This is a genomic window from Elusimicrobiota bacterium (assembly GCA_016218575.1).
Classification (GTDB): Bacteria; Elusimicrobiota; Elusimicrobia; order UBA1565; family UBA9628; genus JACRDN01.
This window is the reverse complement of sequence record JACRDN010000017.1, coordinates 94473-112132: the sequence shown is the minus strand read 5'-3', so window position 1 is coordinate 112132 and position 17660 is coordinate 94473. Positions and strand designations below refer to the sequence as shown.

Annotated in this window: 18 protein-coding genes and 2 tRNA genes; 7 read left to right on the top strand and 13 right to left on the bottom strand. The window is 64.6% G+C overall.

Annotated elements, in window-relative coordinates; all coding sequences use genetic code 11:
* Positions 1 to 136: 136 nt before the first annotated feature.
* Positions 137 to 496 (bottom strand): hypothetical protein, encoded by a 360-nt coding sequence (locus HY921_07020; GenBank protein MBI5630617.1) that lies wholly within the window; start codon positions 494 to 496, stop codon positions 137 to 139.
* A complete protein-coding gene (locus HY921_07015) occupies positions 496 to 2367 on the bottom strand; it encodes a RecQ family ATP-dependent DNA helicase (protein MBI5630616.1) in 1872 nt (623 codons plus the stop codon). Before HY921_07015 ends, HY921_07020 begins: the two co-directional genes overlap by 1 nt.
* 57 nt (positions 2368 to 2424) lie before the next feature.
* On the opposite strand from HY921_07015, the gene HY921_07010 reads away from it, so the two are divergent.
* From HY921_07010 to HY921_07000, 3 genes are all read left to right on the top strand, one after another.
* A tRNA-Ser gene (locus HY921_07010) sits at positions 2425 to 2511 on the top strand.
* Between the two features lie 59 nt (positions 2512 to 2570).
* Positions 2571 to 3002, top strand: coding sequence for an SEC-C domain-containing protein (locus tag HY921_07005; protein MBI5630615.1), 432 nt, complete (start codon positions 2571 to 2573; stop codon positions 3000 to 3002).
* Positions 3003 to 3241: 239 nt separating this feature from the next.
* Positions 3242 to 3829, top strand: coding sequence for an MBL fold metallo-hydrolase (locus HY921_07000; GenBank protein MBI5630614.1), 588 nt, complete (start codon positions 3242 to 3244; stop codon positions 3827 to 3829).
* Between the two features lie 313 nt (positions 3830 to 4142).
* Here HY921_07000 and HY921_06995 read toward each other — a convergent pair whose 3' ends face one another.
* From HY921_06995 to HY921_06980, 4 genes are all read right to left on the bottom strand, one after another.
* Positions 4143 to 4613, bottom strand: coding sequence for a hypothetical protein (locus HY921_06995; protein MBI5630613.1), 471 nt, complete (start codon positions 4611 to 4613; stop codon positions 4143 to 4145).
* 171 nt (positions 4614 to 4784) lie between these two features.
* Complete coding sequence (locus HY921_06990; protein MBI5630612.1) at positions 4785 to 5369, bottom strand: hypothetical protein; 585 nt, start codon at positions 5367 to 5369, stop codon at positions 4785 to 4787.
* Between the two features lie 15 nt (positions 5370 to 5384).
* Positions 5385 to 5849 carry a hypothetical protein gene (locus HY921_06985; protein ID MBI5630611.1) on the bottom strand — a complete coding sequence of 155 codons (465 nt, stop codon included), beginning with the start codon at positions 5847 to 5849 and terminating at the stop codon, positions 5385 to 5387.
* 9 nt (positions 5850 to 5858) lie between these two features.
* Complete coding sequence (locus HY921_06980; GenBank protein ID MBI5630610.1) at positions 5859 to 6353, bottom strand: hypothetical protein; 495 nt, start codon at positions 6351 to 6353, stop codon at positions 5859 to 5861.
* Positions 6354 to 6502: 149 nt separating this feature from the next.
* On the opposite strand from HY921_06980, the gene HY921_06975 reads away from it, so the two are divergent.
* The 4 genes from HY921_06975 to HY921_06960 are packed head-to-tail and all read left to right on the top strand — an operon-like array spanning position 6503 to position 8617.
* Positions 6503 to 7048, top strand: a complete 546-nt coding sequence (locus HY921_06975; protein MBI5630609.1) for a sigma-70 family RNA polymerase sigma factor — start codon at positions 6503 to 6505, stop codon at positions 7046 to 7048.
* Positions 7045 to 7455, top strand: a complete 411-nt coding sequence (locus HY921_06970) for a hypothetical protein (GenBank protein MBI5630608.1) — start codon at positions 7045 to 7047, stop codon at positions 7453 to 7455. The genes HY921_06975 and HY921_06970 overlap by 4 nt, the downstream gene beginning before the upstream one ends.
* A complete protein-coding gene (locus HY921_06965; GenBank protein MBI5630607.1) occupies positions 7452 to 7835 on the top strand; it encodes a DUF3106 domain-containing protein in 384 nt (127 codons plus the stop codon). Before HY921_06970 ends, HY921_06965 begins: the two co-directional genes overlap by 4 nt.
* A gap of 14 nt (positions 7836 to 7849) precedes the next feature.
* Positions 7850 to 8617: a hypothetical protein gene (locus HY921_06960; protein ID MBI5630606.1), complete on the top strand. Its 768-nt coding sequence runs from the start codon at positions 7850 to 7852 to the stop codon at positions 8615 to 8617.
* Here the strand turns inward: HY921_06960 and HY921_06955 are convergent.
* From HY921_06955 to HY921_06925, 7 genes are all read right to left on the bottom strand, one after another.
* Complete coding sequence (locus HY921_06955) at positions 8581 to 8982, bottom strand: metallopeptidase family protein (protein MBI5630605.1); 402 nt, start codon at positions 8980 to 8982, stop codon at positions 8581 to 8583. The genes HY921_06960 and HY921_06955 overlap by 37 nt on opposite strands.
* A 23-nt stretch (positions 8983 to 9005) precedes the next feature.
* Positions 9006 to 9079 (bottom strand) — tRNA-Gly (locus HY921_06950).
* Between the two features lie 104 nt (positions 9080 to 9183).
* A complete protein-coding gene (locus tag HY921_06945) occupies positions 9184 to 10359 on the bottom strand; it encodes a GAF domain-containing protein (protein MBI5630604.1) in 1176 nt (391 codons plus the stop codon).
* The gene (locus tag HY921_06940) at positions 10337 to 11635 is read right to left on the bottom strand and encodes a (Fe-S)-binding protein (protein MBI5630603.1); all 1299 of its coding nucleotides are present in this window, start codon (positions 11633 to 11635) and stop codon (positions 10337 to 10339) included. The genes HY921_06945 and HY921_06940 overlap by 23 nt, the downstream gene beginning before the upstream one ends.
* Before the next feature lie 17 nt (positions 11636 to 11652).
* Complete coding sequence (locus tag HY921_06935) at positions 11653 to 13635, bottom strand: response regulator (GenBank protein ID MBI5630602.1); 1983 nt, start codon at positions 13633 to 13635, stop codon at positions 11653 to 11655.
* 61 nt (positions 13636 to 13696) lie between these two features.
* On the bottom strand, positions 13697 to 15703 hold the full coding sequence (locus tag HY921_06930) for an FAD-binding protein (protein MBI5630601.1): 2007 nt from the start codon (positions 15701 to 15703) through the stop codon (positions 13697 to 13699).
* 2 nt (positions 15704 to 15705) lie between these two features.
* Positions 15706 to 17655 (bottom strand): response regulator, encoded by a 1950-nt coding sequence (locus HY921_06925; GenBank protein MBI5630600.1) that lies wholly within the window; start codon positions 17653 to 17655, stop codon positions 15706 to 15708.
* Positions 17656 to 17660 lie beyond the last annotated feature (5 nt).

Here is a 17660-nt window from a genome sequence, read left to right as displayed (position 1 = left end):
TAATCAGCCCGATCCAGGCACCACTTGCCCCCGCCGCGGCAGGCGATGAGCATGAATCCCGCCGCGATCCGCAGCAGGGCGTAAGCGTGATCTTCGTATCTTCCCAGCCATTTCATGAACGCTCCCTCCTCATTGTTCACTCCAATCGCATTTGCGAAGCCATTTCAAGCAGGACTTGAGCCCGGCTTCGGGCCGCCGAAGCCTCGGAGGATCGCCCTTGGGCCTCCAGAAGCGCGGCCCATTGGCTAAAAAGCCGAGACAAGGCGGCAAGAAGCTCGGCCGACGGCTCCTCGCCTCGGCAGGCCAAGGAGATGAAATCCTGGAGAGAAAGGCCGAGGGCCAGCTTGCCGCTGACGCCAAAGGCCGACTGCAGGGCCCCCTCGAGCGCGGCGATCGAAGCCTGGGTTTCCCCCTTTTGTTTGAGCCCTAGAGCGCTCCCCAGGGCTTGCGCCAGGATCTCAACCTGGCGCTTGAACCAGTCTCGGCGAATAGCCATTAGCCTTGACTCCCCTCCGAGACCTCCGCCACCGCGGCCTCCGGCTCCTCTCCGGAAATCACTTTCAAGAACGCCCCGCCGTAGCGCTCGAGCTTGTGCTCCCCAACGCCCTTGACCCCGGCCAGGGCCTGGCGCGTGCGGGGCTTGAGCGACGCCATCTCGGCCAAGGCGCTGTCGTGGAAAACCACATAGGGCGGCAGGCCCAGCTTTCCCGCCATCAACCTTCTGAGGCGGCGCAGGCGCTCGAAAAGCTCTTGGTCCCCGGGAAGGCCTTGGCCCGCCGCGCCCGGCTTCTTGCCGCGCGCCTTGGCGCGCGGGGCGACCGGCAAGCCGAGCTTGACCGACCCCTCGTCGCGGCAAAGAGCCTTTCCCGCCTCGGTGATGCAAAGCAGCGGATAGTCGCCGGATTCCACCACATCCAGGAAACCCTGCACGATCAGTTGGTCCACCCAGGAGCGAACAGCCGCCTCCCCGGCCTCCTTGAGAAGGCCGAAGACCTGGAGCCCGTCATGGCCGTTGCGGCTCATGCGCTCGTCGAGCCGGCCCAAGAGGATGTTGACCACGTAGCCGGCGCCGAAGCGCCCCCGCGCGCGCCAAGCGGCGCTCAAGACCTTCTTGGCGGTGAGCAAGGCCTCCGGGTCGGGAAGGCTCCGGGTCTCGCCCAGGCACACGTCGCAGGCCCCGCAGCCCGGCCCGTCGCGAACGATACCCTCGGGCGGGTAGGGCGAGCCGAAATGCTCGGCCAACAGCCCGTGCCGGCACACCGGGGCCACCGCGTAGCGGCCGATCTCCTTGAGCTGGCGCTCAAGAGCCCGCTCGCGCTCGGCTGAGAGTTCGCCGCCTTTTCGGGCGAGCCAGCGATGCAGGGCCAAATCCGAGGCCGAAAAGAGAAGCACGCACTCGGCCGGCAGGCCGTCGCGGCCCGCTCGGCCCGACTCCTGCTGGTAATGCTCGACCGAGCGGGGCGTGTTGGCGTGAACCACGTAGCGCACGTTGGAGCGGTCTATGCCCATGCCGAAGGCGATGGTGGCCGCGACCACGTCCACGCGCTCGTTGACGAAGTCCTCCTGGGCCCTGCGCCTCTCCTCGGCCGGCAGGCCGGCGTGATAGGGCGCAGAGGACACGCCGGCCCTCGCGAGTCCCACCGCCAGGCGCTCCACGTCCTTGCGCGTTTGGGCATAGACGATGCCGCCCTCGCCGGCGTGGCGGCGGGCGACCTCCAGGACTTGCGCCCCCTGGTCGCGGCGGGGGAAGGCCCGATAGACGAGGTTGGGGCGGTCCGGATACCCGATAAGGCGCAGGGGCTTACGCAGGGCGAGCTGGGAGCAGATGTCCTCTTGGACCGTCGGGGTCGCCGTGGCGGTCAAGGCCATGCGCCCCGCCTTTGGAAATCCCGCCAAAACCTCCCCCAAGCGGCGGTACTCGGGCCGAAACTCATGCCCCCAATGGGAGACGCAGTGGGCCTCGTCTACGGCGATGAGAATCAGCCGAGAAGCGATGCCCTCCAGGAGATCTCCCGCGAGCAGGCGCTCCGGGCTCGCGTACAGGAGCTCGGTCTTGCCCTCGGCCAGGCGCCGGCGGGCCTCTCCGCGGCTCCCGGCCTCAAGGTTGGAATGAAGGGCGTCGGCGTTGAGCCCCGCCTCGCGCGCCGCCGCCACCTGGTCGTCCATCAGCGCGATGAGCGGGGAAACGACGAGAACCAGGCCGCGGCCCATCGCGGCCGGCAATTGATAGCAGAGGCTCTTTCCCCCTCCGGTCGGCAGCACGACCAGGCAGTCGCGGCCCGAAAGGCCGGCCTCTATGGCCTGCCTTTGCAGGGGACGGAAGCAGTCGTAACCCCAGCGCTCCCGGAGGACGGCTTCTGGTTTCATGGCGGGCGAGCCTGGCGTGATTTTATCACAATCCGCTATAATGAATGGCCGACTTCTGGAAGGGTGCGTGAGCGGTTGAAACGAGCAGTCTCGAAAACTGCCAGGGGGGCAACTCCCTCGGGGGTTCGAATCCCCCCCCTTCCGCCGAGCCACCGCCGCCTGCGCTTGTTGTCCTAGCTCTGCCGTAATGGTAAAATCACCTTATGTCATGGTTCAAGTCCATTTTAAGCCCCTTCAAGAAGAAGGAAGAGCCGGAATCTTCCTCCGCCCGGAAAGCCAAGGATCAATCCCCCATCCCGGCCCTGCCCAAGGAATTGGCCGACAGCCCCGAGGCCAAGGGCATGATGGCCCTCTTCTACCGCAAATGGAAGGACCCCGCCTTTCTCAAGCAGCTCAAGACCTTGGCGGCGCACATGGCCCAGGACGGCGTGAACATAAAGGACATGGGCGCGGTCAAGGCCTGGCTCGAGAAGAACCGGGAAGCGGTCGAGGCGGGCAAGTTCAACGAACCTCCCTCGGCCGGGGCCAAGCCAGAAACCTACGTCAAGACCGGCCCGGACATCGGGCGCAATGACCCCTGCCACTGCGGCTCCGGCAAGAAATTCAAGAAATGCCACGGAGCGGCGGCGCCGTAGAACGACACACTCGTGAAGATTGGGCGTTTTGAAGCATTCCCCCTGAGCGACGGGACCTTCCGGCTCGATGGGGGCGCCATGTTCGGCACGGTTCCCAAGATCCTATGGAGCCGGCACGAGCACCCCGACGAGAACAACAGAATCCCCCTTTGCCTGGGTTCGCTTCTGATCAAGACTCCCCGGGGGCGCCATGTCTTGGTGGACGCGGGGCTCTCCTCGAAGTACGACCGCAGCCATAAATTCCTCGACATATACCGAGTGGAAAGGCCCTCGGGCTCTCGCCCGAGGACATTCAGCTCGTCGTCAACACCCACCTCCACTTCGACCACGCGGGCGGCGACACCGAATACGACGAGGCCGGCCGCCCCGTCCCGGCCTTCAAGAAGGCCCGCTATCTGGTTCAAAAAGAGGAGTGGGAGGACGCGAACTCACCGCATGAAAGGAGCAGGGCGAGCTACTTGGAGGAGAATTTCGCGCCCCTTCAGGACGCCAAGGTCCTGGACTTGGTCGAGGGCGAGTACATGATCGAGCCCGGCCTCAAGGTCATCCGCTCGGGTGGGCACACCCGCGGGCACCAATGCGTCAAGATCGAGTCGGAAGCAGAGACCGCCGTCTTCCTGGGAGACTTGATCCCGACCCGCTCCCATGTCCCACTTCCTTACATCATGGGCTACGACCTATATCCGGTGGACACCTTGGATGCCAAGCGCTCGCTCTTGGCCCAAGCCCTGGAGGAGGATTGGACCCTCATATTCCAGCATGACGTGAGGCTCCGCCACGCGAAGGTCGGGTACGCGGACGGCCGTTATTTCGCCAAGACAGGCTAGTGCTCCGACCGAGCCATAATGCGCGTTGTGGGGGCCCGGATTTGAGCTGGATGCTAGGAGCGAGGAGGGAGCATAGCGGTAGCTATGTGATCGACAAGCGACGCCGCAGGCCGCCAAAGCCGGGCCCCCGCTCCATGGAGGAACTGTCTACGCTTAAGATGTCGGAGATTTTCTTAAGAAGAGCGGCCGGCCGCTTTTGGCCTGCGCCTTCGTTGCGCTCGCCTTACAGGTCTTTCAGGCATGCTCGGCTCGCGCGCCTCGGCTCGCTCCAAAATCGGCCGGCCAAAACGCGCATTATGGCTCGGTCGGAGCACTAGCGCTCGGCGTCCAACTTCTCGAGCTGGAGGCGGCGGTTGAGGCGCTCAGCCCCTTCCTTGACCGCGTCCAAGCGCGTCTCGACGTGGCGGCCGATCCACCTCTTGAGGATGCATCCCAGGGGGCGCAGGAGCCAGGGGAGCTGGACCTGCTCTTGGTAGGTGACGATAGTGCCGCCGGACACTGGCCTCAGGTGGAACCCCCCGCTCAGCCTTGAAAGGGGACCGCGAACCATCTCGGTGCGGTAGCCCCCATCCCGAGTGAACTCCATTTTGAAGGCGCCGCGCCAAGGCAAGCCCATGATGCGCCCGGTGACGCTCACAAACCCATTCTGGGAGTCCGGATAGCTCACTTCCTGGACGAGCTCCACCTTGCGCTCGTACTCCGCGATGTTGCGCAGATCGTGCAAATACTGCTGCACCGCTTCGCGGGAAGCGCTGATCAGGACATCGCGGGTCAAATTCAGCATAAATTCGCTATATAACTGGAGCGGGCGATCGAAATCACATTCTCGCCTGATCTGTTAGAGATTATAACACATCGGTCGCTCAACAGAACCGTCCGCGCCAAACCCCGTCTCCGGCATGACCTCCGCCCCCGTCCACGGAAGGGCGGGGGCGGAGGGTGCTCCAGTCCGCTTCTATCTTTTTACGGGATGCGTTTTGAACGGCTCCTTGAGCACGATCTTGACTCCAGTGATCGTCCCGCTCAAGGCCTTGCGGACCTTCTCCCCGGCAGAGGCGCTGATGTCGTAGGCGGCTTCCAACGCGCCCTGCGCCGCGGCCGAGCCCGCCCTACTCACATCAACCCCCAGTTCGCCGGCCGCCTGGATCGCCCCCTCGACAAGCCCCAGCGCCGCCGTTCCCAGGTTTCCTCCGGCGTCGGAAGCGTGCCTGAGGAAGGACTCCGCCGCGTGGCCGATCGTCGCCAGAGCCTCGTCGCCCGTTTGGCGGCTGCCGCGCAGCACGCCGAGCACGAAGGCCTTAGCCATGAGCCCTAGCTCGCAGCCGATCTCGCCGGCCCCGAAGACCGCGGTATGGGCGATCTCGTAGACGGCACCCATCAGCGAAGCCCCTACCTTGCCAGAACCCTTCACGGCAGAGGACATCACTTCCGCGACGGCCGACACGCAGGCCTCGGCCACACCTCCAGCGCCCTGGACGGCGGCGATCAACCTGTCTTTCAGCCAGCTGTTTACTGGATACTTCCCCACGTGCTTGCGCATGCGTTCCTCCTGGCTCTATGATTTAGAGCCACCGAAGTATAGCCTCACGCCCAAACCGGCATCGACGTCGACCTGCCGCTCCGGAGCCAGGCGAAAGACAGGCCCGGCCTCAAGAAACAGCTCGATGGGACGGTTGGCGATCCAATAGTCCACGCCGCCCAGCGTGCGGATGCCGAACGTCGCGTCGCGCTGCGTCTCGACGCGGGGACCCAGGCCCAAATAGGCGCCCAGCCGCCCCTGGCTCGGTTGAGGCAATACGTCCCAGGCGTGCAGCAGATAGTCGGCGTAAAAGGCCGCATCTCCGCTGAAGCCCACCCCGACGTCGAAGGCCTGCCTATCATCAACCCAGGTCTTGAGCGTCAGACCCGTGGGGTCGCCTAGGATGACGCCGGCCCCGAAGCTCCCATGGTGCTGGGCGCAAGCCGGGCCCGTCAGCGCCAACGCCAAGACCGCCGTCACGACCGGCCTCATCAGTTTCATAATCCCTCCTTAGCCCTTCGCTCCGCCGCGGCCGCGGGGGCCATTGGGGCCGCCGCCTTCATGGCGCCGCTGGCGCATTTGCTCGCGCAGCTCGCGCCTCTGTTGGCGCCCCTCCTCCCTGATCTCACGAGCCCCCATCTCCGGATTTCTGCCGGTAATCTCGCCGAGCTTGAAGCCGTAGTTCTGCGCGATCTTGCCCCAGCCCATGCCGGAGTCGCGCAGCTTCATGACGTCGGCCAGCGGCACGCCGGCTTCCTGCGCTATGCCCAGCGCGTGCCTGATCTCCCCCCAACCCAACCCCTTGTCGCGGAGCTGTTTGACGTCCTCCTTGGAGACATTGTAGCGAGCGGCCAGCTCGCCGGCCTTGCGGTCCGCGTCCTCCTTGGGCTCCACTGTTTTGACCGCCTCGTCCTTGGGCGGCTCGGTCTTGGCCGCCTCCTCGGCGCCGGCCGGCGCGGTCAATCCCAGACTCAACATGGCCGCCATAATCCATTTCCTGTTCATAGGCACCTCCCAGTTGGAATCCACTCTTGGGATTTAGACGCCACGACCGGGAGAAAGGTTGGGGCCGCATGACGCTCAAATTTAGGCAAGAATTGGGTAGAATTGAACTCCCATGCCCCAACTTTTTGGTCGTTTCAGGAGTCTATAAAGTGGAAGAGACGGACGAGCAACTCGTCTTCAAGGCCCGCGCCGGCGACGCCGAGGCCTTCGGGACGCTGGTCGATCGGCATCAAAAGCCGGTGGCGGGATTTTTACTCAGCTTATTGGGCAACCTCGATCTGGCCGAGGAGGCCGCGCAGGAGGCCTTCGTGAAAGCGTTTCAAAGCATCGAGTCGTTCCAGGGCCGTTCCAGCTTCCGCACCTGGGTGTCCCGCATCGCCATCAACGACGCCCGCTCCCGGCAGCGCTGGATGAGCTTCAGGAAATGGCTGCCTCTCGACGCCGCGCGCGGGGATCACGGGGAAAGCTGGACCCACTGCCTGGGCGATGGCGAGGTCGAGAGAGAGCATGTCGAGCGCCGCTTGGAGTTGGAGCGCGCCATGTCCGACCTTTCCCCGCGCGAACGCGAGATCGCCGCTTTGCGGCTCGAGGGCTACGCCCTCGGCGAGATCGGAGCCGTTTTGGGCGTCAGCGAGGGGACGATCAAGTCCACTTTGTTTACAGCCGTCCATAAAATGAAGGAGAAGCTCTCATGAACGCCCGAGACTGCAGGGCATGGCGCGAGGACCTCTGGTCCTGCTGGCCGCAAGCCGGGGCCGTCGCCGAATCTTTCTTGAGGCATGCGCAGGCCTGCCCTTCCTGCCGCGGCGAGCTCGATAAATTCAAGGCCTTTTGCGCCGCCGGCGCGCCCAGCCTTGACGGCCTGCTGCCCGAGAACCGTTTCGCCCGTCTGGCCGCCAGGACGCGGGCCGCCGCAAGAGGAGGGCGGGCGAAGGCCCCGCGCTGGGCCCCCGCTTTGGCCCTGGCCGCCGCTGCTTTCTTCTTCTGGAGCCTTTCCTCGGTCAAGACCCGCGCCAACCTGCCGCCCGCAGAGGTACTGGAGAACCCCGAGTTTTTCGAGTGCCTGGATGTGCTGGAGAACTGGGAGGCGCCCAAGCCATGACCCTGCGCGCAGCGTTGCTCTTCTTCGCCTTGCTCGGATCGGTCCAAGCCGCCGATTCCCCGGAGTCCCGCTGGCAGGCCCTGCCTCAGGCGCGCCGTGAGAAGATTCTTAGGAACTACGAGCGCTACCAGACCATGACCCCGGAGAAGCGCCGGCTGCTGCGCGAGCGCTTCGTCCTTTACCGGAGTCTGCCGCAATCCCGCCGCGCCGAGCTCCTGAAACGCGCGCCAAACGCGCGCCTGCCTCGCCCGGCCCGGCCGGAGCACCGGAACGCGCGCGATATCAGCCAACGGCGACGCGAGACAGGCCAGCGGCTTGACCGCAGTCCGCGCTCCACGCGAGAAGACCGTCCGCGCCACGATCACGGTCCCCGCCGTTAGCGTAGGGGAGATATATGGACAAGCAATGGATCATAGCGGCCGTATTGGGCCTAAGTTTGGCCGCGCCGGCGGCCATGGCCGAGGTCCTGCCCGAGTCGCAGCGTGCGCCGAAAAAACCCGGGGCGATGGGCGGGGGCGGAGCCGTGCTGTCGGCCGGTTCCGGAGGCTACCGCCGCTTCGGCGTCTACGGCGACGCGCTGTGGCGTGGCCCGAAGCTTTCCCCGTACCTCTGGAGCGAATACGGCGCCGACATCGACTCGCGACGTTTTTCCCTGGGCGGCGGGGCCTGGAAAGACTTGCGCGAAGATCTGCGCGTCAAAGGCGGCTTGGGTTTCTCCGTCGGGAGCTTCCGGGATTCCGATGACAGCTCAAGCTCGATCACGCTTGAGACGGGAGTCGAGCGCGACTTCAACTGGCCCACGCTCGGAACCGAATATCGCTACACCACGGGCTCGATCGGGGGTTCGACCGTGATCCGCGGCGACCAGAAGATCGTGCGCGGCCGCATCCGCGGCAAGGTCCAGTCCGGAATCGCCGCGACTTCAGACCGCTTTACTTATAATGAATTCTCGGGCTACGCGCGCCTGCCGGCCGGGGCTACGACGGTGGGCCTGCGGGCGACAGTGGGGCTTGCGTCGTATGCCGCGGCTATCGTCAGCGAAACGGTCAGTTGGACCGTCCCCCTCAACGGGCCTCTGGCGGCACGCTTCGCTTTTTCCTGGGAGCAGGGCGCGCGCGCGGCTGTCTACGCATCGGCCGGGCTCGACTGCCGGTTCGACTGATCGGGCCACTTCTTGCGTATCTCATCCTCGCCAAAGCCTAGGTGGTGGCCGATCTCATGAAAGAGGGTGTGGCGGATCATGCGCGCCAGCTCTTTTTCGCTGGCGCAACGGTCCTCGATGTTCTTCTTGTAGAGGACGATGCGCGCGGGCAGATAGGTCCCGGAAACGGGGCTGGCCATCTCGCTGCGCTTAAGGCCCGAGTAGAGGCCGAGCAAAGTGCTAGAACCCTTCCATTTCCCGGCCTCGGCCCCGGGCTTCTCCTTGATGTCGATGCCGACGTTGTACAAGAGCGCGCGCAGACGCCTGGGAAGCTCGCCAAGGGCCTTCTCTGCCAGACTTTGGAATCGGGCTCGCGGAAATCTCATGCCATGCCCAATACGCGGGAAACTGGAGCGGGCGAAGGGAATCGAACCCTCGTCTGATCCTTGGCAAGGACCCGTTCTACCATTGAACCACGCCCGCGTGTCGCAAGCCTCCCCCGCGGGGAGGCGCGCAGCCGCAAAGGAGGCCGCCGCGTTTGCGGTTTTTATTATACAAAAATAATAAAGGCAGGCCCTCGCTTCCAGCTAAAGGAGAGGGCCTTTATTGGCGGGCTCGACGAAGGAGGCCTTGAGCGTCTCGTCCTCGAGAATGCGCCGGTTCTCCTCGTCCATGGCGGTCAATATCTCGTCCCAGGTCTTGAAAAGAGCCGCGATCACGTCCGGATCGAAGAGCTTGCCTTCCTGGTTCTTGATGTAGGACCGTGCCTCTTCCACGGTCCAGGCGCCCTTGTAAACCCTTTTGGAGACCAAAGCGTCGAACACGTCGGCGACCGAGACGATGCGCGCCTCGATGGGAATCTCGGCCCCTTTCAAGCCGTAAGGGTAGCCGGAGCCGTCGAAATGCTCGTGGTGGGCGATGGCGATGCGCGCGGCCAGGCGCAGGAGGCGGCTCTCGGCGTTGGTGAGCATCTGGCCGCCGTAAATCGTGTGCTTCTTCATCTCGTCGTATTCCTGGTCGCTGAGCTTGCCTGGCTTGCGCAGGATGGAGTCGGGGATGGCGACCTTGCCGATGTCGTGGAGGGGAGAGGCGTAGCGGATGTCCTCGGACTCCTGATAGCTCATTCCGATGGCGGAGGCCAGTATCCCCGAGAAGCGGCTCATGCGGCGCAGGTGCTTGCCGGTGTCCTGCTGGTCGCGAAACTCCGCGACCAAGGCCATGCGGTAAATCGTCTCCAGGTGGGACTTGCGCAGGTCCTCGTAAAGCGAGGCGTTCTCGATGAAGGAAGCCGCCATCGTGGCCAGTATTCTCAGGAGCCCCTCGTCCTCGTCGTTGAAGGCGCCCTTATTCTTATTGAGAACCTCGAATACCCCCAGGGCCTTGCCGTCGCGGCCCTTCAAGGGCACGGCCAGCACGCTGCGCGTCTGGTAGCCGGTGATGCGGTCCAAGTCCTGCGTGAAGCGCGTGTCGCGGTAGGCGTCGCGGATGTTGACGGCACTCCCGGTCTTGGCCACAAAGCCCGCGATCCCCTGGCCCATGGGAATGCGCAGGATCTTCTCCTCCATGCCGACCGAGACCTTGGTCCAGAGCTCGCCTTTGTAGCCGTCGACCAGGAAAACCGAGCAGCGATTGGCGGCCAAGATATGGCGCACTTCCTCGGCGATGATGGTGAGAAGAGCCCCGAGCCTTCTTTCCGCCGCGATCAGACGGCCGAACCGGGCGAGCAGCGTCTGGCGCTTCTCAAGCTCCTGTCGTCGTCCCATCTCGGGGTATTCTTTGAGCGAGGAACTCGCTTAGATGCATGACCTTGCCTTCAGGATAGTATTTCTTCAACCCGCGGGCAAGCTGGATCAGGCAGGAGGTGGAACTCGCGAGAACGAGTTCGGCCTGAACGGAGGCGACGCAGCCGATCTTGCGCTTGAGGACCTCGTCGGAAAGCTCGGGCTGGGTGAACGAAAACGCGCCGGCCCCCCCGCAGCAAACGTCCGACTCGGGAAGCTCCGCGTAGGAACCGCCGCAAAGGCCGCGCAGGAGCCGCCTGGGAACGGCCAAGCCCTGGCCGTGGCAGGCCCGGCAGGAGTTGTGGTAGACGACTTTCCCACCCGCCGTCGGCCCTCCCCACGCCTCGATCGCCTGGTCGGAGCCGAAAGCCTCTACCGCGTCCTGAACGCGGCCGACGAAGCGCTCGGCCTTCCGGCGAAGCTCCGGCTCACCTAGAAAGAGCTGGGGATAAGTTTTCAAGAACGCGGCGCAGGAGGAGCAGTCCGCCACGATCGGGGCTTGCCCGTCCACGACCTCGGCCTTCTCCATGTTTTTCCGGGCCAAGGCTCGGGCCTGGTCCAGGCCCCCATAGTTGTAGCAGAGGAGGCCGCAGCAATCGTTGCCGAAAAATCTTCCGGGCCCGCGCGCGGCACCCAGGACCGAGACGGTGGCAAGCCCCACTTCGGGGTAGAGATAATTGGGCCCGCAAGGGGCGAAGTAAATCCAGGAAGGCGCGGCTGGGACCGGAAGCTTCGAGAGCCGCTCGTGGAGAAATTCCCGCGGCGCCTGCTCAACGTGCGCATCGGCCTCGGCCACGCCGGGAAAGCCCAGGGCCCTCAGGAAAGGCCGCGCCAGCCGCGCTGCGCCGAGGCGCTTCAAGAAATACGCGGCCTTGAGCCCCTTCTCCAGAAGTCGCGGCTCGTCCAGTAGAAGGCTGCCGATCCAGCGTGCCAACCGGGAGGGCTTTTCTTGAAGGAGCCGCCTCCCCTCCAGCACCAAATCCGCGGTAGGCACATGGGCGTAGCAGGCCGTGCTGCAGGCGCCGCAGAGAAGGCAGGTGGCAAGCGCCTCCCGGGCGGTCTGGGGATCGGAAAGCTTGCCCTCGATGATCAGTCGCACCAACTGATTCCTGCCCCGCGCCGATCGCGATTCACGCCCCGTGGCCACGTAAGTCGGGCAGGCCTGCTCGCAGTACCCGCAGCGGCTGCATTGGCTGGCCGCATCATAGGAGGATCGCTCCCCCAGATCGGTGAGGAGACGGCCCAAGGTTCGACCCATGAGGATTTTATTGTAACTTAAACGGGGGGTTCCCAGCGGGACAAGACCTGGGCCAGGGTTTCCATCACCACCGGCTTGGACAGGTAATCGTCCATGCCCGCGGCCAGGCACTTCTCTCTGTCGCCTTCCAGGGCATGGGCCGTCAGGGCCACGATGGGGATGTGGTGGGATTTTCCCTCGAGCTTGCGGATCTCGGCGGCGGTCTTATAGCCGTCCATATCGGGGAGCTGGCAGTCCATGAGGACGATGTCGAAGGACTGCCCCAAGATCAATTCCACGGCCTCTCGGCCGTTATGGGCGATCTTGATGTTCTCGTAGCCCAGCTTCTCGAGTTGGAGCAGGGCCACTCTCTGGTTGACCGGGTTGTCCTCGACCAAGAGCAGCTTCCACGGCTTGGCCGGCCCCTTGGCGCGTCGGGGCTTTCGAGGAGCCGGTTCGGCAAGCCTGGTGAGAACATGGATCAGGCAGTCGTACAGCGTGGACTTCTTGACGGGCTTGGTGAGGAAAGCCGCGATCCCCAAGTTTCTAAGGGTCTCTGGCGCGCTCGGGGAACTCGCCCCCGAGGTCATGAGGATGATGGGAGGGTCCCGCTCCAGACCCGGCAGCTTCCGAATCTCCCGGGCCAAAGCCAAGCCGTCCATCTGAGGCATTTGGAAGTCGAGGAGGATCACCCCGAAAGGATCTCGCCCGGCCCCGGCCCGCAAAATCTCCAGGGCCTCTGCCGGGCCCGCCGCCTCGCTCGGCCGGAAAGTCCAGGACATGAGCTGCTCCTTGAGAATGCGGCGGTTGGTATGGTTGTCGTCGATAACGAGCGCCCGGAGCGCGGCGAAGTCTCCCTCCGGCGCCTGAGCGTCGGCTCCCGCCGACTGCTTCTCGAGGTTCATGCAAAACCAGAACAGGGCTCCCTTCCCGGGGCGCCTCTCGTAGCCGATTTCACCGCCCATGAGCTCGACGAGTTTCTTGCAGATCGCCAGGCCCAGGCCCGTGCCCCCGTAATAGCGAGAGGTCGAGTCCTGCGCCTGGATGAAGGCCTCGAAAAGATGGGCCTCGGCCTGCGCGGGCACGCCTATTCCGGTGTCGCGCACCTCGAAGCGCAGCCGCGCGCGGCCGTTCCCCGGAATTCCGCGCCGCGGAAACACCTCGAGGACGATTTCCCCGACGTGCGTGAACTTCACGGCGTTGCTGAGCAGGTTGACCAGGACTTGGCGCAGGCGCAGGGGATCGCCGACAAGTAAAGCAGGGGTCTCGGGAGACATGAAAAATATCATTTCCACGCCCTTGGCCTGGGCGGCGGGGGCCAGCATCTCGCAGGCGTCCTCGATGAGCTTTCTCAAATCAAAGGGAACCCTTTCCAGCTTCATCATCCCGGCCTCGATCTTGGAGAAGTCGAGGATGTCGTTGATGGTGCGCATAAGCGCGTCCGCGGCCCGGCGCAGTATGTCCAGGTGTTCTCGGTAGTCGCGCGCCAGCTCCGCCTCGGCCAGGAAGTCGGCCATGCCCACGATGGCGGTCAAGGGCGTTCGAATCTCATGGCTCATGTTCGCCAGGAATTGGGATTTGAGACGGGCCAGCTCGAGGGCCATGTCCCGGGCTCGGGCCAGCTCCTTTTCCACGGATTTTCTCTCGATTGAATAGCGGATGGCCTTGGAGAGCACGAACCCGCTCAGTTGATCCTTGCTGAGATAGTCCTGCGCCCCGCGCTTCAAGGCATCTAGAGCCAATTGCTCTTCAAGGAAGGTGCCGGTGCAGATGATGATGGGAAGGTCGGGGGCCTTGGCGCGGACCTGGGCGTAAATCTCCTCTCCCTTGGCGTCGGGCAGCTGCAGGTCCAGCAGGGCCGCGTCGAAGCCGCGCTCGGCCAAAATACCCAAGGCCTCGGACAGCCGCTCGACCGTGGTCAATTGGAAGAGCGCCGAACTTTCCTTGGACAGGTGGCGCCGAATCAACTCCGCGTCCGAGGGGTTGTCTTCGATCAGAAGGACTTGAATGGTCTTTACCACGGACTTTTCCCTGTCCGACGAACCTACGTTAAGGATAGGCTGGGACTACGCGCGAATCAAGTCACCCAACGTCACTGGCAGTCACCCAGAGATCCGCGGGGTCGAAGGCTTTTTTGAGGGCGAGAAATCGCGCAGTGATGGGCATTGGGGAGAGCTCGATTTTCCCCATGGGCAGGACTTCCTGATGTCTCGAGTAAATCTTGAAGGTTACGTCCAGTATTATCCCCAAAGTCCCGCAAGAACCTAGGAGAAGGCGGGCAACGTCGTAGCCGGCCACGTTCTTGACCACCTTGCCGCCCAGCTCCGCCACGCTCCCATCGGAAAGGAGGAGGCGCATGCCCAATATATCGTCGCGCAGCCCGGGAAATGGCCTGGCCGCGAGCAAGCCCCCCAAGCTTCCCTCGGCCGCGGGAAAGCGGCAGTAGGCGCCTCTCTGGGCCAGCGCCGAACGCAAGGCCCGCGGCGAAATCCCGGCCTCGGCCGCGGCCACGTAATTTTTCAAGTCGATCTCCACGCGCTCAAGGCCCGCGGTGCTCGCGCGCTCAAGGCCTTCGGGCGGCGCGCTCATCTTGGAAAGGCTCCCGCAAACCGCCATCTTGCGCCCCTCCCGCGACCAAGCGCGCACGCGATCGCTCAGGGCCCGCGCCCCGGGGCTCAAAGGCCTGGCCGAAGAGCGCTTGAAGCCCGGCATGGCCGCCGATCCGGAAAGGGGAAAGAGCTTGTCGGGGTTGGCCAGATTGTCGGGATCCCATGCGTTTTTGATGCGCCGGAAAAGGGCCAAGGTTTCCGGGCTGAACAGCCAGGCCATGGCCTCCCTCTTGTCGATCCCGATGCCGTGCTCTCCCGAAAGGGAGCCCCCGAGCTCGACGCAGGCCTGGAGGATCTCGCGGCCCGCCTCCTTGACCCGAGCGGTCTCCTCCGCGTTTCTCTCATCGTAGGCGATGTTGGGGTGGATGTTGCCGTCCCCCGCATGGAACAGAAGCCCGGCCCTCAGTCCCCGGCGGCTGGTGATCTCCTGGATGCGGCGCACGATCTCGGGAAGGCGGTCTCGCGGCACGACCCCGTCCTCGACCAGAACATTGGGGGCCAGGCGAGCCATGGCCGCATAGGCGCCGCGCCGGCCCTCCCAGAGCTTCTCGCGCTCGATGGGGTCCTCGGCGGCCCTGAAATCCGAGGCCCCATGGGACCGGCAGAGCCTTTCCACAAGCTCGGCGTCGCCGCGCAAATCCTCGACCCGGCCGTCCAGCTCGATGAGCAGGACGGCCTCCGCCTTGGGGTAACCCGCGTGGGCGTAGGCCTCCACGGAATCAACCGTGGTCTTGTCCATGGCCTCGAGAACTCGGGGAACCACGCCCGCCGCGATGATGGCCGAAACGCACTCCACGCTGGCTCCAAGGGAGCCGAAGCCCGCCAGGAAGGTGCGGATGGTCTGCGGAAGGGGAAGGATCTTGACCCAGGCCTTGGTCACCACGCCCAACGTTCCCTCCGCTCCCACCAGGAGGCTCAGCATCTCGGGCCCGCGGTCCTCCAGGGAAAATTTCTCCAGAGAGCCGTCGGGCATGACGACCTCGAGAGCCAGGACATGGTTGGTGGTGACCCCGTACTTGAGGCAGCGCGGCCCTCCGGCGTTCTCCGCGATATTGCCGCCCAAGGTGGACACCTTGAAGCTCGCCGGGTCCGGGGCGTAGAAATGGCCGATTTTCTCAAGCTCCTTCTGGAGGTTCAAGTTGACGACTCCCGGCTCGACCACGGCCATGCCCCTGGCCGTGTCGATCTCGAGAATCTTGTTCAAGCGCGAGAGGGCCAGTATGAGCCCTCCCCGCAGGGGAATGCACCCCCCGGAAAGGTTGGTTCCGGCCCCCCGGGCCGTGAAGGGGGTCTTGCGCCGCGCGCAGAAGGCCACCGCCCCTTGAACGTCGCGGCCCGTGGCCGCCAGGACCACGGCCTCTGGCCGCCCGCGATCCAGGGCCGCATCGTAGGAGTAGGCGGCGATGTCGGCCTCCGAAGTTAGAAGCGAGCCCGGCTCCAAGATACTGCTCAGCTCCTCCATATCCGGGGCCGCCAGCATGTTCAGGATTTGGCCTTCTGAACCGGGAGGGTGAAGTAGAAGAAAGAGCCCTTGCCGAGCTCGGATTCGACCCCCATGTCGCCGCCGTGCATCTGTATGATCTCGCGGGCGATCTTGAGCCCCAGGCCGAACCCGGCCTTGCGCATTTTCTGGGCTTCCTGGGTTTGGAAAAAGCGCTCGAAGACGCGGGGCAGGTCTTCCTTGGATATCCCGATTCCGGTGTCGCGCACCCCGACCCGGACCAAGGATGCGTCGGCGTCCACTCTCACCGTGACGAGTCCTCCCTCGGGGGTGTACTGGATGGCGTTGGTGCAGAGATTCTGCACGACTTGGCCGAGACGCGCGGGATCGCCCGACAGGGCGGGCAAAGTCGGCGGCATCTCGACCGAGAGGCGAATGCGCCGCTGGGCCGCGGGAACCTCCACGCGCGAGCGCACCTCCTGGATCACCGCCGCCAGATCCAAGGGCTCCAAGGTGACGCGGAGCTTGCCGGACTCAATGGCGGCCAGGTCCACCAAATCCGAGATCAGATGAGTCAAGGTCTGAGCCGCCGAGTGGATGTGGGAGGCGCATTTGAGCTCGTTGGGGAGATTCTTGAGCCTCATGCCCAAAAGCTCGGAATAGCCGATAATGGCGGCCAACGGGTTCTTCACGTCATGGGCCACCATGGCGAAAAATTTAGTCTGGAAGCCGTTGATCTGGGCGAGCTTGCGGTTGGACTCCTGGACCTCCTTGAAAAGCCGGGCATTCTCGAGGATGAGGAAGCGCCGCTCCAAGGCCCTCTGCACCGAGAACAGGAGCCGGGAGGCCTCCACCGGCTTGAGCAGAGCGTCGTCCAGGCCCAGTTCCACCACCTGGCTCACCCCCTGCAGGGCCTCCTTGACCGGGTAGCGGTCCACCATGAAGATGATGCGAAGATCTGGGTCCAATTCGCGCAGCTTCTGGGCCAGCTCCGCTCCGGTCTGCTGGGCGTAGGCCAAGGCCGTGCCGATGACGGCCAGGTGGAAGGAGTCCCGGCCCCGTGCCAACTTCAAGGCCAGCTCTCCATCCATGGCGGCCGTCACCTGGTAGCCGGCCGCGGTCAAGGTCTGGGTCAGGCTTTCCAAGGTCGGCTTGTAGTTGTCGAGGAGCAGGATGCGCTCCGTCTCCTTGGGACGGGACTGAGGTCGGGAATCCTCGCAAAGAATGCCGGCGATGCGCCCAGCCTGCTCTCGCATGAGGCAAGCCGGGGCCCCCTCGCTCACGGCCTTGGACGCGGCCCGCACGGGATCGAGGCTGGATACTTGATAGCAGACGGTTCCGGGAAGGGCCTCGCGCAGGCTCGCGTCGAAAGCCTCGGCTTGGGCCAGGTCTGCCGGAAACTGCAGCACCGCCACGTGGCCCTGGCGGGGCGCCTCCTCCGAGGCCTCCGGCCGCGAGCTGCCGAGCATTTCCCAAAAACTCTTGGAGCGGGGGCGAGAGGGGTTGGTGGGCGGGGGCTGCCTCATCAATGCCTCCACCAGGCCCTCGGCGCTTTCCAGGCCCAGCGACGGCACCCCGGCCATCTGGAGGCCGCTCTGCACCGCGCGGCTGGCGAAGAGGCTTTGGTCCACCAGGAACACGACGGGATTTTCCGCGGCGCGTATCTGGTCGGCGAACCCGGCGGGGAAAGGGTAGGGGACCCTTCTTAAAGGCAGGCTCTCCGATGGAGAAATCGTGGCCAAGGTGTCGAGAGTGAAAAGCGCGGCTCCGCTTTGCTGGCGCAGGCGCCGCAGGCCCTGCCGGTCCTCAGCGGGTATGCGGGAATAATCGGCCACGATCGCTGCGAAGGAGGCCAAGCCGAGCTGTATCGCGGCGTGGCGCGGGGTGGGAGAAACCACGAGCTCCAACCCCCTGCCGGAAAAGGCGGGAACCAAAGCCTGGGCCAAGGCATTATCGGTGGTGATGAGAAGAATCTTGCCCGTCTTGTCCATGGCGG